Source organism: Streptomyces sp. NPDC051909 (assembly GCF_040681095.1).
In the GTDB taxonomy this organism is placed as follows: domain Bacteria; phylum Actinomycetota; class Actinomycetes; order Streptomycetales; family Streptomycetaceae; genus Streptomyces.
In genome coordinates, this window is the sequence record NZ_JBFAYA010000015.1 from 206,357 (window position 1) to 219,554 (window position 13,198).

The following is a 13,198-nucleotide window of genomic DNA, read 5'->3' on the forward strand; positions in this document are numbered from 1 at the left end:
AGGGCGAGAACCGGACAGTAACCTTACTTCCGAGTAAATCTAGGGCGTGGAGAGGGATTTGGACAGATCCGGGGCCAGGTCGGCCAGGCCCCGCCATGCGAGCCCCATCAGCGTCCCGGCCGCCCGCTCCGGGGACACCCCGGACTGCCCGTTCGCCCAGTTCGCCAGCGACTCGGCCGCGCCGACCAGCGCCTGCGCGAGGCCCTCGGCGTCGCAGGGCTCCCGCGCGGCGGCGGCGATGAGCCGCCCCACGTACGCGATGATCCGCTCCCGCATCCGCTCGGCCTCGGTCGCGAACGGCTCGCCCTGCGCCCGCGCCTGCCGGCTCAGCACCGCCCAGGCGTCGGGGCGCTCGGCGGTGTGCGTGAAGAAGGCGAGCACCCCCGCCCACAGCCGCTCCTCGGCCGGCCCGTCGCCCTCCACGGCGTCGGCCACCACCCGGAGCAGCGCCTCGGACTCGCGCCGGATGCACGCGGTGAACAGCTCTTCCTTGGAGTGCAGATAGAGATAGACCAGCGGCTTGGACACCCCCGCGAGCTCCGCGATCTCGTCCATCGACGTCGCCTGGTAGCCCCGCCGGCCGAAGGTCCGTACGGCCGCGTCCATCATCTGCCGCTCGCGCACCTCGCGCGGCAGCCTCCTCGTCCCCGCCACACCGGCCACCCTACGGGTACGCGCGAGGCCCGCGCCCCCGAAGGGGAACGGGCCTCGGAACCGGGTGCTGAACGGCGTCAGGCGGCAGCGGCGACCGGGGTCTTCTGCTCGGCCGCGGGGGCGTCCGCCAGGTTGTCGACCGGGGAGGCCGAGACGGACTCGTAGGCGGCGACGTCCAGGATCTTCTCGCGGGCGGAGACGATCACCGGGACCAGGGCCTGACCGGCCACGTTGGTGGCGGTCCTGACCATGTCGAGGATCGGGTCGATCGCCATGAGCAGGCCGACGCCCTCCAGCGGGAGGCCGAGCGTGGACAGGGTCAGGGTGAGCATGACCGTCGCGCCGGTGAGGCCGGCGGTGGCCGCCGAGCCGATGACCGAGACGAAGGCGATGAGCAGGTACTCCTTGACGCCCAGCTGCACGTCGAAGATCTGCGCGATGAAGATCGCGGCGAGCGCCGGGTAGATCGCGGCGCAGCCGTCCATCTTGGTGGTGGCGCCGAACGGCACGGAGAAGGAGGCGTACTCCTTCGGGACGCCGAGGCGCTCGGTGACCCGCTGGGTGACCGGCATGGTGCCGACCGAGGAGCGGGAGACGAAGGCCAGCTGGATGGCGGGCCAGGCGCCCTTGAAGAACTGGATCGGGTTCAGCTTGGCCACGGTCGCGAGCAGCAGCGGGTAGACGCCGAAGAGGACCAGGGCGCAGCCGATGTAGACGTCGGCGGTGAAGGTGGCGTACTTGCCGATGAGGTCCCAGCCGTAGTTCACGATGGCGCGGCCGATGAGGCCGGCGGTGCCGATCGGGGCGAGCCGGATGACCCACCACAGGGCCTTCTGCAGCAGCTCCAGGACGGACTCGGAGAGGGTCAGGATCGGCTGGGCCTTCTCGCCGAGCTTGAGGGCGGCGATGCCGGCGACGGCGGCCATGAAGACGATCTGCAGGACGTTCAGCTCGGTGAACGGCGTGATGACGTCCGTCGGCACGATGCCGGTGAGGAAGTCGATCCAGCTGCCCTTGTGCTCGGGGAGCTTGCCGTCCTTCGGCGTGAGGCCGGTGCCGGCGCCCGGGTTCGTGATCAGGCCGATCGCGAGGCCGATGGCGACCGCGATCAGCGAGGTGATCATGAACCAGACGAGGGTCTGCGCGGCGAGCCGCGCCGCGTTGTTGACCTTGCGGAGGTTGGTGATCGAGACGAGGATCGCGAAGAAGACGAGCGGGGCGACGGCCAGCTTGAGCAGCTGGACGAAGATGCCGCCGACCTGACTCAGGGTCTCCTGGAGCCAGCCGACGTCCTGGCTGCGGGCGACCCAGCCGAGCAGGACGCCGAGGACGAGACCGGCGACGATCTGGGCCCAGAACGGGACCTTGGGTATACGGGACTTCGTCACGGGCGCGGACGAGGACGCGGACACGGACACACTCCACTGGTGCGTATCGGGGAATACGGGGACGGGGGTGCGGCACTCACACGCGCTCGAAGCGCGGGCGCCGCTGCATGATGCCGGGTCAGAGCTCGCGGCAACAGACCGCGGACATACAGCGGCACAGATCGACGTGCAGGCGCGCCACGAGCGGGGTGCTCGCGGCATCGGGGAGGCGCACTGGGGTCGTCATGCCCCGTACGTTAACACTTGAACTTTGAGAACCTCAAAGCCATTCTTTGAGGCAAGATCGGGCCAGGACGGGCCGAATCCCCTTGGAAACGCAGAAAACCCCAGGCGGGAGCCTTCGAAGCTCCCGACCGGGGGTTCTCGTGACGAAGCGCGTGAGGTGCGTTACGCGGCATCCTCGGCGGAGCGGTTGGCCTCCAGGCGGCCCTTCGCCCGGTCCACCTTCTCGACGATCTGGATGCTCATCTCGTCCCGCTGCCTGCGCAGCAGCACGAAGCTGAGCGGCGCGGAGATGACGAGCGAGAGCAGCAGGACCCAGAGGAAGTTGGAGTCGCCGAGGCCGCGCGGCAGCACGCCGACGTAGACCAGGCCCCACAGCGCCAGGAAGCTGCCGGCGAAGATGCCGAGGCGCATCAGGGTGTAGCGGAGCATTTGCGTGTCCCTCCCATACCGGACGAGCGTCACTCCAGTGAAGCACGGAACGGCACCCCACCCGGGAGCGGGGCCCGGGGTAATCCCTTGAGCGACCCACCCGTAAGGGATACTCTCCGCTCATGGCCCTTACCTTCGAGCTGGATCCCGCCGTCGACCGCGAGCTGCGCGACGGCGTCCTCGCCCTCTGGGCGGACGTGTCCAACGCGGGCGGCGCCGTCGGTTTCGTCCCGCCCGTGACGCCGGAGGAGATCCGGCCCGCGCTGCTGAGGCACCTGGTCGGGATGGCCGAGGGCGGCACGCGGCTGCTCGTCGGCCGCGACGAGGACGGCGAGGTCGCCGCGACGGCCTTCTACACGTCCAACGGGCACCCGCTGATGCGGCACTGGGTGTGGCTGTACACGGTGATGGTGCACCCCGAGCACCAGGGCAAGGGATACGGGCTCGACCTCATGGCGGCGGTCGAGGAGGCCGCCCGTACCGGCGAGGGCTTCGGGCACGTCGAGGCGATCCGGCTCACCTGCCGGGGCGGCACCGGCGTCGACGCCTTCTACGCGCGGGCCGGCTACAAGGAGGTCGGACGCGTCCCGGCCGCCATCCGGGTGGCCCCGGGTGACGACCGCGACGACATCATCATGCTGCTCCAGCTGACGTAGCCGAGCGTCAGAGGCGCATCGGCTGCGGCGACTCGCGGCGCGCCGCGTCCGGGCCCGGGTACTCGCGGATGACCTCGTAGCGCGTGTTGCGCTCGACCGGCCGGAAGCCGGCGTCCTGGATCAGCTCCAGGAGGTCTTCGCGGGTCAGCTTGTTCGGGGTGCCGTAGTTGTCGGCGTCGTGCGTGATCTTGTACTCGACGACCGAGCCGTCCATGTCGTCCGCGCCGTGCTGGAGCGCCAGCTGGGCGGTCTGCACGCCGTGCATGACCCAGAAGACCTTGACGTGCGGGACGTTGTCGAAGAGCAGCCGGGAGACCGCGAAGGTCTTCAGGGCCTCGGCGCCGGTCGCCATCGTGGTGCGCGCCTGGAGCCTGTTGCGGACCTTGCCGTCCTGCATGTCGACGAAGTCGTGCTGGTAGCGCAGCGGGATGAAGACCTGGAAGCCGCCGGTCTCGTCCTGGAGCTCGCGCAGCCGCAGCACGTGGTCCACGCGGTGGCGCGGCTCCTCGATGTGCCCGTAGAGCATGGTCGAAGGGGTCTTCAGACCCTTCTCGTGCGCGAGCCGGTGGATCCGGGACCAGTCCTCCCAGTGGGTGTCGTGGTCCACGATGTGCTGCCGGACCTCCCAGTCGAAGATCTCGGCGCCGCCGCCGGTCAGGGACTCCAGACCGGCCTCGATCAGCTCGTCGAGGATCTCCGAGGCCGAGAGGCCCGAGATGGTCTCGAAGTGGTGGATCTCGGTGGCGGTGAAGGCCTTGAGGGAGACGTTCGGCAGCGCCTTCTTCAGCTCGGAGAGCGAGCGCGGGTAGTAGCGCCAGGGCAGGTTGGGGTGCAGCCCGTTGACGATGTGGAGCTCGGTGAGGTTCTCGTTCTCCATCGCCTTCGCGAGGCGCACGGCCTCCTCGATGCGCATGGTGTACGCGTCCTTCTCGCCCGGCTTGCGCTGGAAGGAGCAGTAGGCGCAGGAGGCGGTGCAGACGTTCGTCATGTTGAGATGCCGGTTGACGTTGAAGTGAACGACGTCGCCGTTCTTCCGCGTCCGCACCTCGTGGGCGAGGCCACCGAGCCAGGCGAGGTCGTCCGACTCGTACAGGGCGATGCCGTCCTCACGGCTCAGCCGCTCGCCGGCGAGGACCTTCTGCTCCAGCTCACGCTTGAGCCCGACGTCCATCACGGCCGCCTCCCTTTTCTCCGAAACCAGGCCTGCCAACCGTACTCTCAGACCTCTTCCGGCAGATCTCCGACCCGGTTCTCCCACTTGGTGGAGAGCACGATCGTGGTGCGGGTGCGGGAGACGCCCTTGGTGCCGGAGAGGCGGCGGATCGTCTTCTCCAGGCCGTCGACGTCGCTGGCGCGGACCTTGAGCATGAAGGAGTCGTCGCCGGCGATGAACCAGCAGTCCTCGATCTCGGCCAGGTCCTTCAGGCGGCGGGCCACGTCCTCGTGGTCGGCGGCGTCGGAGAGCGAGATGCCGATGAGCGCCGTGACGCCGAGGCCGAGGGAGGCCGCGTCGACGGTGGCGCGGTAGCCGGTGATGACACCGGCGGCCTCCAGGCGGTTGATGCGGTCGGTCACGGAGGGGCCGGAGAGCCCCACGAGCCGGCCGAGTTCGGCGTACGAGGCGCGGCCGTTCTCGCGCAGGGCCTGGATGAGCTGCCTGTCCACGGCGTCCATAGGGAAAAACCTTCCATTGTCCAGCGGTACCGCGAGTTTAGGTATAGAATCTAAGGTACACAGGGGCCGACACCCTGTGAATCTTTCAGTGGATCAAAGACGATCTTTCAGGAGTGGTGTTCACCGTGTACACGATCGAGATGGCCTACGCCCGTATGCGCGAGCTGCAGGACCTGGCCAACCGCTCGCGTGCCCACCAGCCGTCCGCCTCGAAGCGCGGTGCGAAGAAGCGCGCCGCCGCCAAGAAGCGCTAGTGCCCTAGTCGGGACGGGAGGCGGCACCACCGAGCTCTCCCTCCCAACGGCGGTACAGCCCGTGCGGCACCCCTGCCGCGTCGAGCACCCGCCCGGCGACGAAGTCCACGAGGTCCTGGATGTGCGTCGCCCCCGTATAGAACGCCGGAGAGGCGGGCAGCACCACGGCGCCCGCCTCGTCCAGCGCCACCATGTGCTTGAGGGTCTGCCCGTTCAGCGGCGTCTCCCGCACGACGACCACCAGCGGCCGCCGCTCCTTGAGCGTCACGCTCGCCACCCGCTGCAGCAGGTCCTTCGACAGACCGAGCGCGATCCCCGCCACCGCGGCCGTCGACGCCGGCACCACCAGCATCCCCTTCACGGGGTACGAGCCCGAGGACGGCCCGGCGGCCAGGTCACCGGCCGGCCAGTACCGCACACCGCTCACATCGGCGTCGAAGGTGTCCGGCTTCCCGTCGGCGCCCCGCGCCAGCCAGGCCGCCAGGTCCTCGCGCCAGTGCGCGTCCCGGAACGCGATCCCTGTCTCGTCGAGCAGCGTCAGCCGCGAGGCCCGCGAGACCACCAGATCGACGCTCTCCCCCGCCGCGAGCAGCCCCCGCAGCACGGCGGCGGCATAGGGCGTCCCCGACGCCCCCGACACCCCGACCACCCAGGGACGACGCTGCTTGCTGTTGTTCGGCTCCACGCCGCCGAGCCTATCCGGCGGGGTACGTGCCCGGCGCGCTCAGGCCACCCGGCCGACCTTGACCACGTACACGGTGACCGTCTCGTCGTCCGGGCGGTACAGCACGCGCCAGTCCCCCACCGGCGGCCGGTAGTAGCCGGAGCCACCGAGTGCGCGTGCCTCCTCGGGCCTCGGCTCGTCCGCGAGGGAGAGCCTCGGCTCGTCCGCGAGGGAGCGAATGGCGGCACCCCGCCCACCAGTTGCCCCAGCTGGTTACGGGCTTCTACGAGCGGATAGGTCTCCCTAAAGAAACGGTACACACCTGCAGGCCTGTACGACTCGGCTTCAGAGTCGGACGGTCAGGCCCAGACCGACAGGCCGCGCACCAGAAGATCCAGCAGCGCGCACCCGAAGAGCGCGATGCCGATGAAGCCGTTGACGGTGAAGAACGCCCGGTTCAGGCGGGACAGGTCGTGCGGCTTCACGATGGAGTGCTCGTAGCAGAACGCCGCCGCCACGATCACCAGACCGGCCCAGAAGGACACGCCCGCGTCCGTGGCGAGCGCGTACCAGACCAGCAGGCCCGTGGTCACGACCGCCGACGCCCGCGCACCCCACAGCGCGGCCGGGACGCCGAAGCGGGCCGGGACCGACATGACGCCCTGCGCGCGGTCCGCCTGGACGTCCTGGCAGGCGAAGATCAGGTCGAAGCCGCCGATCCAGATGCCGACCGCGAGGCCGAGGATCACCGCGTCCCAGGACCACTCCCCCGTCACCGCCAGCCAGGCGCCGATCGGGCCGATGGACTGGGCGAGACCGAGGATCGCGTGCGGGAAGTTGGTGAACCGCTTCCCGTACGGATAGACCACCATCGGGATCACGGCGAGCGGCGCGAGCGCCAGGCACAGCGGGTTGAGCAGCGCCGCCGCGCCCAGGAACACGACCACGGCCACCCCGGCGCCGGTCCACGCGGACCGCACCGACACCGCGCCCGTCACCAGCTCGCGGTTCGCCGTCCGCGGATTGCGGGCGTCGATCTCGCGGTCGATGATCCGATTGCACGCCATGGCGAAGGTCCGCAGACCCACCATGCAGACCGTCACCAGGAACAGCGTCCACCAGTGGATCCGCCGGTCGAGCTGGAACATCGCGGTGAGCGAGGCGATGTACGCGAAGGGCAGCGCGAAGACCGAGTGCTCGATCATCACGAGGCGCAGGAACGCCTTCGTACGGCCCGGCTGGGCGCCGGGCACGGCGGCGGTGGTCACAGCCCGTACTCCTTCCAGCGGCGGTCCACCAGAGCCGCCGTCGCCGGGTCGGACTCGACCATGTCCGGCCAGCCGCCGTCCCGGGTGTAGCCCTCCTCGGGCAGCTTCCTCGTGGCGTCGATGCCCGCCTTGCCGCCCCAGAACTGCTGGTAGGAGGCGTGGTCCAGGTGGTCCACCGGCCCTTCCACCACCGTCAGATCCCGGGCGTAGTCGGTGTTGCCGAGGGCCCGCCAGGACACCTCGTGCAGGTCGTGCACGTCGCAGTCCTTGTCGACCACGATGATCAGCTTGGTCAGCGACATCATGTGCGCGCCCCAGATGGCGTGCATGACCTTCTGCGCGTGCTTCGGGTACTTCTTGTCGATCGAGACGATCGCGCAGTTGTGGAAGCCGCCGGACTCCGGCAGGTGGTAGTCCACGATGTCCGGCACGATGATCTTGAGCAGCGGCAGGAAGAACCGCTCCGTCGCCCGGCCGAGCGGGCCGTCCTCGGTCGGCGGCCGGCCGACCACGATCGACTGGAGCAGCGGACGCCTCCGCATCGTGACGCAGTCGATCTTCAGGGCCGGGAACGGCTCCTGGGGGGTGTAGAAGCCGGTGTGGTCGCCGAACGGGCCCTCCGGCAGCATCTCGCCGGGCTCCAGCCAGCCCTCGATCACGACCTCCGCCTGCGCCGGGACCTGAAGCGGGACGGTCTTGCAGTCGACCATCTCGATCCGCTTGCCCTGCACGAAACCGGCGAAGAGGTACTCGTCGATGTCACCCGGCAGCGGCGCCGTGGACGCGTACGTGACGGCCGGCGGGCAGCCGAAGGCGATCGCGACCGGCAGCCGCTCGCCGCGCTCGGCGGCGACCGCGTAGTGGTTGCGGCTGTCCTTGTGGATCTGCCAGTGCATGCCGATGGTGCGCCTGTCGTGCCGCTGGAGGCGGTAGAGGCCCAGATTGCGCACCCCGGTCTCCGGGTGCTTGGTGTGCGTCAGGCCCAGGTTGAAGAAGGAGCCGCCGTCCTTCGGCCAGGTGAAGAGGGCCGGCAGCGTGTCGAGGTCGACGTCGTCGCCGGTGAGCACGACCTCCTGGACAGGAGCCTCCTTGACCTTCTTCGGGGGCACGTGGACCATCGAGCCCAGCTTGCCGAAGGCCTCGCGGACCCCGACGAAGCCGTGCGGCAGCTCCGGCTTGAGCAGCCCGCCGATCTTCTCGCTGATCTCCTCGTACGACTTCAGGCCGAGCGCCTTGAGCAGCCGGCGGTCCGTCCCGAAGACGTTCATCGCGAGCGGCATGGCGGAGCCCTTGACGTTCTCGAAGAGGAGCGCCGGGCCTCCCGCCTTGTTCACCCGGTCCACGATCTCCCCGACCTCCAGGTACGGGTCGACTTCGGCCTTGATGCGCTTGAGGTCGCCTTCGCGCTCCAGCGCCCGGAGCAGCGAGCGGAGATCGTCGTAAGCCATAGGGGTCAGTATCGGTCACCGGCTAGGCTGGGCGCGTCACCGGGGCCGCCGAAACCGCTGCCCGCCGTTGCTTCCAGGGGGCTGTCCCACATGCTCAGGGCGTTGATGTTCATCCTGCCGCTGGCGCTGGTCATCTACTCGCTGATCGACTGCCTCAACACCCCCGAGGACGAGGTCAAGCACCTCCCCAAGGTCGTCTGGGTCATCATCATCCTGCTGTTCTGGATCGTCGGACCGATCGTCTGGTTCGCGGCCGGCAAGCTGCGCCGCGCCCCGGCCGGCGGCCGCACGCCGAGCGAGTGGCACGCCAACCACCGCCACGAGTGGGTCGCCCCGGACGACAACCCCGAGTTCCTGAAGTCGCTCCGCGAGGAGAACAAGAAGGACGAGTCGCTCCTCAAGGACTGGGAGGCGGACCTGCGCCGCCGCGAGGAGGAGCTGAAGAAGCGCGAGCGGGGCGAGGACGGCGAGTCCTGACGTGGAGCTACGGCTCCTGGTCACCTTCGAGAAGGTCGCCGTGCTGGGGTCCTTCACCCGGGCGGCGACCGAGCTCGCGTACGCGCAGTCCAGCGTGACCGGCCAGATCCGCGCCCTGGAGACCTCGCTCGGCGTCGAGCTCTTCGAGCGGCTCGGCTCCCGGATCCGGCTCACCGAGGCCGGTGAGCGGCTGCTGCCGTACGCCCGGCAGATCATCGCCCTCGCCGACGAGGCCCGCACCGCCGTCACCGGCGACGGCGAACCGGCCGGCACGATCGCCGTCGGCACCATGGAGTCCCTCACCTCCTACCGGCTGCCGCCGCTCCTCGAACTCTTCCACCACCGCTACCCGGGCGTCCGGCTCGCCCTGCGCCCCACGCTCGGGGACGCGACCCGGCAGGCGCTGCGCGAGGGCACGTACGACCTCGGTCTGCTGATGGAGCGGGAGACGGAGCACGAGGGCCTGGACAGCGAGGTCCTCACCGAGGAGCCGCTGGTCCTGGTGGCCTCGCCGCGCCACCCGCTGGCCGGGCGGACCGGGCTCTCGGCCGGGGAGGTCGCGGGTGCCGCGCTCGTGGGCACGGAGCCCGGCTGCGCCTACCGGGATCTGTTCGAGGCCGAACTGAAGCCGTACGGGCCGGTGTTCACCGAGTACGGCACGATCGAGGCCAGCAAGCGGGGCGTGGCGGCGGGGCTCGGGATCGCACTGCTGCCCCGGATCGCCGTCTCCGCGGAACTGGCGTCCGGGGCGCTGGTGGCCCTCGACTGGCAGCCGCCCTTCACCCTCTTCACGCAGATCGCGTGGCGGCGGGGGAAGCGGCTTCCGGAGCACGTCCGGCTGTTCGTGGAGCAGGCGCGGCGGCTGGTGTCCGAGGAGTCGCCGAGGTCTTCGCGAGGGTGACCTTGAGGCTGGCCAGGACGATCAGCGGGACGCCGAGCGCCTGGACGAGCCCGATGTGGTGCCCGTACACGAGCCAGTCGGCGAGCATCGCGACGGCGGGGTAGGTGAAGGCGAGTACGGCGATCTTGGCCGTGGGCAGCTTGGCGTACGCCGCGTACATCAGCACGTACATCACCCCGGTGTGGATGATCCCGAGGCCGACGAGCCAGCCCCATCCCGCCCCGAGCCGGGCGGCCTCGCCGAAGTCGGCGAAGGGCAGGAGCAGCGGGATGCCAGTGGTGACCTGCACGAGGGCGACGAGGTGGGGGCGTACGCCGCTGATCCGCTTGGTCACGATCGTCGACAGGGCGTAGAGCACGGCGGCGGCGAGGGCGAGACCGAGGCCCGTGAGGGAGGCGGTGTCGCCGGGCCGGACGCCGGAGACGAGGACGAGTCCGGCGAAGGCGACGGCGAGCCAGCCGAGCTTCGCCGCGCTGATCCGCTCCCGTAGGACGGCCGCGCCGAGGACCACCAGGAAGAACGGCTGGGTGTGGTAGACGACGGTGGCGAAGGAGATCGAGGTGGCCTCGTACGCCTCGAAGAGGAACACCCAGTTGAAGACGATGAGCGCGCCGCCGAGCGCCGCGAGCCCGAGCTTCCGCGGGGTGAACCCGTGGCCGGTGAAGAAGCCGCGGGCCAGGCTGTAGAGGCCGAGGGCGAGGGCCCCGAAGAGGCACCGGAAGAAGACGACGGTGAAGGGGGAGGCCCCCGACTCGACGACGAAGATGCCGAGGGTGCCGGAGAGCACCATGGCGGCGGTCAGTTCGAGGGTTCCCCTGGCCTGGTTCGCGCTGGTCTCGTTTCTCATGCCGACGACGTTACGAACGGGCCTCCTGCCCGGTCCACGAGCCAGTGGGGCGTCCTGCCGATCGGGTCATCGGGGCCACCGATCGCCCCAGGTCGAGGACGCTCAGGCCGAACATGAGGACCCCGAGCGGGACGTGTGCGGCGGGCTGGTGGGCGATGCCGAGGATCACCTGCACCGAGGCGAGCACGAGGAACCCGGTGGAGTACAGGACCGGGCGGGCCGGGCCGCCGCCGGGCTTCCAGGCGAGGACGGCGGCGAGCACGTACAGCATCGTCGCCCCGTACATGACCCGGGCGCCGACGCTGTGGAGGGTCTCGCCGTAGGAGGTGGAGAGGAGCAGCCCGGCGGTCGTGGCCTGGAAGAAGAGGGTGAGGGTCTGGAGCCCGACGGCGACGCGGGTGAAGAGACGGGTTCTGCCGGTGCTGCTTTCGCTCATGACGAATTCCTTTTCGCTGGGCCTCCGGGAGGGTGTTCCGTATCCCCGACGAGACGGCACCGCGAAATGTGAGGCGGGGGACATGGGTGTGGACGGATCGACCGAGGTCGTCGGCGAGCGACGCCATCTGATCAACCTGGCCTACCGGCTGCTGGGTTCGGTGGCGGAGGCCGAGGACGCGGTGCAGGAGACGTACGCGCGTTGGTACGGGCTGTCGCGCGAGCGGCAGGACGCGGTCGGGAACCCGGGCGCGTGGCTCACCACGGTCGCCACCCGGGTCTGCCTGGACCAGCTGGGCTCGGCGCGGGCGCGGCGGGAGCGCTACGTCGGCGAGTGGATACCCGAGCCGCTGCCCGACCGCACCGAGTGGGCCGACGACCCGGCGGACCGGATCACCCTGGACGAGTCGGTGAACATGGCGTTCCTGGTGGTCCTGGAGTCGATGACCCCGGCCGAGCGGGTCGCCTTCGTCCTCCACGACGTCTTCCGCTACCCCTTCGCCGAGATCGCCGCGATGGTCGGCCGCACCCCGGCCGCCTGCCGCCAGCTCGCCGCCTCGGCCCGCCGCCGGCTCCGCACCCCTGCGCCCTCACCGGCCGCGGCCCCGGCCACCGCCCCGGCCGGCCTGGTGCGCGCCTTCAAACGGGCCTGGGAGGCCAAGGACATCGACGCCCTGGTCTCCCTGCTGGCCCCGGACGCCACCCTGGTCGCCGACGGCGGCGGCCTCGTCGGCGCGGTGCTCCGCCCCCTCGAAGGCGCCACCCGCATCGCCGACTACCTCCTCTTCATCGCCGCCAAGGCCCCCGGCCTCACCCTCCTCGAACGCACCGTCAACGGCACCCCCGGCCTGGTCGCCCAACACACCGGCACCACGGTCACGGTCGCCGCCTTCGAGACCGCGGGCGACCGCGTCACCCGCATCTGGGCCGTCCGCAACCCGGAGAAGCTGGGCCTCTGGCAGCCCGGCGGCCCGGGGGAGGACGCCGGGGCATGAGGCCGGTCCGGTCCGGTCGGCTCAGCGGGAGTCATCGAGGAGACACCGCGTAGTCCTCGTAGTCGCCTGATCAGTGCGAAGTCCTGGTTGAGGGCGACGAAGTCGCGCAACTCCCTTTCGTACGCGGCAAACGCGGCGCGGTGGTCGCCTGGCGCGGCGGCGAGCTCGCCCGCGTGGAGCGGTGGCCCGCCCTGCGGCAGGGCGGGCAGGGTGCCGGTTCAGCCAGCAGGCCAGGGTGGGGCCGCCGACGCCGGCGCCGGAGATCAGGACGCTGATGCCCTTGTGGCAAGATCGCCGGATGCTACGACTCACGGACTTCATCATCGACTGCCCGGACACGATGAAGCTGGCAGCCTTCTACGCCGAGGTGACGGGGCTCCCGGTCAAGAAGGACAGCAACGAGCACTGGGCCGGCATCCGGTTCGGAGACATCGAGCTCGCCTTCATCCAGGTGGAGGACTACCGCGCCCCGCAGTGGCCCGACAGCGAGCACCCCAAGCAGTTCCACCTCGACTTCGAGGTCGACGACATCGAGACCGAACAGCGCCGCGTCCTGGCCCTCGGCGCGACCCTGATGCGGGACTGCATCGGCCCCGACGGCTACGGCTTCCGCGTCTACGTCGACCCCATCGGTCACCCCTTCTGCCTCTGCCGCAACAAGGGCGTCATCTGGACCGACCAGGGCCCGGTCTGGCCCAAGCGCGACCAGTAGGCGCCGCGCAGGCCTTTGCCCGTGCGCTCAGGCCCAGCACGTGACCGCCCGGGTCCTGGGGGTGGTGGGCCTTGCGGGCTTCTGGTGTGGCCGCCCTCTCTCCGAGTGTGGCCCCCTCCACCACCGCCTCAAGGGCGCTCCCTTCGGTCGCGTCGCTGCGCGATGGCCTGC

At 70.3% G+C, this 13,198-nt stretch carries 17 protein-coding genes; 6 read left to right on the plus strand and 11 right to left on the minus strand.

Annotated features, from left to right (window positions below; genetic code table 11):
* Positions 1-39: 39 nt before the first annotated feature.
* The 3 genes from AB0M18_RS24285 to AB0M18_RS24295 all read right to left on the minus strand — a co-directional run bounded on the left by AB0M18_RS24285 (position 40) and on the right by AB0M18_RS24295 (position 2,696).
* The gene (locus AB0M18_RS24285; protein WP_365761399.1) at positions 40-609 is read right to left on the minus strand and encodes a TetR/AcrR family transcriptional regulator; all 570 of its coding nucleotides are present in this window, start codon (positions 607-609) and stop codon (positions 40-42) included.
* A 122-nt stretch (positions 610-731) separates the two neighbouring features.
* Positions 732-2,066, minus strand: coding sequence for a dicarboxylate/amino acid:cation symporter (locus AB0M18_RS24290; RefSeq protein WP_365761350.1), 1,335 nt, complete (start codon positions 2,064-2,066; stop codon positions 732-734).
* 363 nt (positions 2,067-2,429) lie between these two features.
* Positions 2,430-2,696 (minus strand): DUF4229 domain-containing protein, encoded by a 267-nt coding sequence (locus AB0M18_RS24295; protein WP_365761352.1) that lies wholly within the window; start codon positions 2,694-2,696, stop codon positions 2,430-2,432.
* A gap of 122 nt (positions 2,697-2,818) precedes the next feature.
* Here AB0M18_RS24295 and AB0M18_RS24300 point away from each other — a divergent pair, with 122 nt between their 5' ends.
* Positions 2,819-3,352 (plus strand): GNAT family N-acetyltransferase, encoded by a 534-nt coding sequence (locus AB0M18_RS24300; protein WP_365761354.1) that lies wholly within the window; start codon positions 2,819-2,821, stop codon positions 3,350-3,352.
* A gap of 7 nt (positions 3,353-3,359) precedes the next feature.
* Here the strand turns inward: AB0M18_RS24300 and mqnE are convergent, their stop codons facing one another.
* Positions 3,360-4,523, minus strand: coding sequence for an aminofutalosine synthase MqnE (mqnE, locus tag AB0M18_RS24305; protein ID WP_365761356.1), 1,164 nt, complete (start codon positions 4,521-4,523; stop codon positions 3,360-3,362).
* Between the two features lie 47 nt (positions 4,524-4,570).
* Complete coding sequence (locus tag AB0M18_RS24310; RefSeq protein ID WP_265866400.1) at positions 4,571-5,026, minus strand: Lrp/AsnC family transcriptional regulator; 456 nt, start codon at positions 5,024-5,026, stop codon at positions 4,571-4,573.
* Between the two features lie 125 nt (positions 5,027-5,151).
* Between AB0M18_RS24310 and AB0M18_RS24315 the strand changes: the two genes are divergently transcribed.
* Positions 5,152-5,280 (plus strand): hypothetical protein, encoded by a 129-nt coding sequence (locus tag AB0M18_RS24315; protein ID WP_365761407.1) that lies wholly within the window; start codon positions 5,152-5,154, stop codon positions 5,278-5,280.
* Positions 5,281-5,284: 4 nt separating this feature from the next.
* Here AB0M18_RS24315 and AB0M18_RS24320 read toward each other — a convergent pair whose 3' ends face one another.
* The 4 genes from AB0M18_RS24320 to AB0M18_RS24335 form a co-directional block, all read right to left on the minus strand.
* A complete protein-coding gene (locus tag AB0M18_RS24320; protein ID WP_365761359.1) occupies positions 5,285-5,965 on the minus strand; it encodes a UbiX family flavin prenyltransferase in 681 nt (226 codons plus the stop codon).
* A gap of 39 nt (positions 5,966-6,004) precedes the next feature.
* Positions 6,005-6,184 (minus strand): type II toxin-antitoxin system RelE/ParE family toxin, encoded by a 180-nt coding sequence (locus tag AB0M18_RS24325; protein WP_365761401.1) that lies wholly within the window; start codon positions 6,182-6,184, stop codon positions 6,005-6,007.
* Between the two features lie 119 nt (positions 6,185-6,303).
* Positions 6,304-7,212 (minus strand): menaquinone biosynthesis prenyltransferase MqnP, encoded by a 909-nt coding sequence (mqnP, locus tag AB0M18_RS24330; protein WP_365761361.1) that lies wholly within the window; start codon positions 7,210-7,212, stop codon positions 6,304-6,306.
* Positions 7,209-8,660, minus strand: a complete 1,452-nt coding sequence (locus AB0M18_RS24335) for a menaquinone biosynthesis decarboxylase (protein ID WP_365761363.1) — start codon at positions 8,658-8,660, stop codon at positions 7,209-7,211. Before AB0M18_RS24335 ends, mqnP begins: the two co-directional genes overlap by 4 nt.
* A gap of 90 nt (positions 8,661-8,750) precedes the next feature.
* Here AB0M18_RS24335 and AB0M18_RS24340 point away from each other — a divergent pair, with 90 nt between their 5' ends.
* A complete protein-coding gene (locus tag AB0M18_RS24340) occupies positions 8,751-9,137 on the plus strand; it encodes a PLD nuclease N-terminal domain-containing protein (RefSeq protein ID WP_365761365.1) in 387 nt (128 codons plus the stop codon).
* Position 9,138: 1 nt separating this feature from the next.
* Positions 9,139-10,038 carry a LysR family transcriptional regulator gene (locus tag AB0M18_RS24345; protein WP_365761367.1) on the plus strand — a complete coding sequence of 300 codons (900 nt, stop codon included), beginning with the start codon at positions 9,139-9,141 and terminating at the stop codon, positions 10,036-10,038.
* Here the strand turns inward: AB0M18_RS24345 and AB0M18_RS24350 are convergent.
* Positions 9,926-10,885, minus strand: a complete 960-nt coding sequence (locus AB0M18_RS24350) for a DMT family transporter (protein ID WP_365761369.1) — start codon at positions 10,883-10,885, stop codon at positions 9,926-9,928. The two genes, AB0M18_RS24345 and AB0M18_RS24350, sit on opposite strands and share 113 nt — an antisense overlap.
* Positions 10,886-10,895: 10 nt before the next feature.
* On the minus strand, positions 10,896-11,321 hold the full coding sequence (locus tag AB0M18_RS24355) for a hypothetical protein (RefSeq protein WP_365761371.1): 426 nt from the start codon (positions 11,319-11,321) through the stop codon (positions 10,896-10,898).
* Between the two features lie 82 nt (positions 11,322-11,403).
* Here AB0M18_RS24355 and sigJ point away from each other — a divergent pair, with 82 nt between their 5' ends.
* On the plus strand, positions 11,404-12,315 hold the full coding sequence (gene sigJ, locus AB0M18_RS24360) for an RNA polymerase sigma factor SigJ (RefSeq protein ID WP_365761373.1): 912 nt from the start codon (positions 11,404-11,406) through the stop codon (positions 12,313-12,315).
* Positions 12,316-12,613: 298 nt separating this feature from the next.
* Entirely contained in the window at positions 12,614-13,027 is a 414-nt protein-coding gene (locus AB0M18_RS24365; RefSeq protein WP_365761375.1) for a VOC family protein, read from the plus strand.
* Positions 13,028-13,198: the final 171 nt, after the last annotated feature.

Excerpts from the sequence above, each read along its gene's own strand:
- AB0M18_RS24355 (WP_365761371.1), bottom strand. The coding sequence starts at position 11,321 with ATGAGCGAAAGCAGCACCGGCAGAACCCGTCTCTTCACCCGCGTCGCC.
- AB0M18_RS24300 (WP_365761354.1), top strand. The coding sequence starts at position 2,819 with ATGGCCCTTACCTTCGAGCTGGATCCCGCCGTCGACCGCGAGCTGCGC.
- AB0M18_RS24310 (WP_265866400.1), bottom strand. The coding sequence starts at position 5,026 with ATGGACGCCGTGGACAGGCAGCTCATCCAGGCCCTGCGCGAGAACGGC.
- AB0M18_RS24285 (WP_365761399.1), bottom strand. The coding sequence starts at position 609 with ATGATGGACGCGGCCGTACGGACCTTCGGCCGGCGGGGCTACCAGGCG.
- AB0M18_RS24365 (WP_365761375.1), top strand. The coding sequence starts at position 12,614 with ATGCTACGACTCACGGACTTCATCATCGACTGCCCGGACACGATGAAG.
- AB0M18_RS24340 (WP_365761365.1), top strand. The coding sequence starts at position 8,751 with ATGCTCAGGGCGTTGATGTTCATCCTGCCGCTGGCGCTGGTCATCTAC.
- sigJ (WP_365761373.1), top strand. The coding sequence starts at position 11,404 with ATGGGTGTGGACGGATCGACCGAGGTCGTCGGCGAGCGACGCCATCTG.
- AB0M18_RS24350 (WP_365761369.1), bottom strand. The coding sequence starts at position 10,885 with ATGAGAAACGAGACCAGCGCGAACCAGGCCAGGGGAACCCTCGAACTG.
- AB0M18_RS24295 (WP_365761352.1), bottom strand. The coding sequence starts at position 2,696 with ATGCTCCGCTACACCCTGATGCGCCTCGGCATCTTCGCCGGCAGCTTC.
- mqnE (WP_365761356.1), bottom strand. The coding sequence starts at position 4,523 with ATGGACGTCGGGCTCAAGCGTGAGCTGGAGCAGAAGGTCCTCGCCGGC.
- AB0M18_RS24335 (WP_365761363.1), bottom strand. The coding sequence starts at position 8,660 with ATGGCTTACGACGATCTCCGCTCGCTGCTCCGGGCGCTGGAGCGCGAA.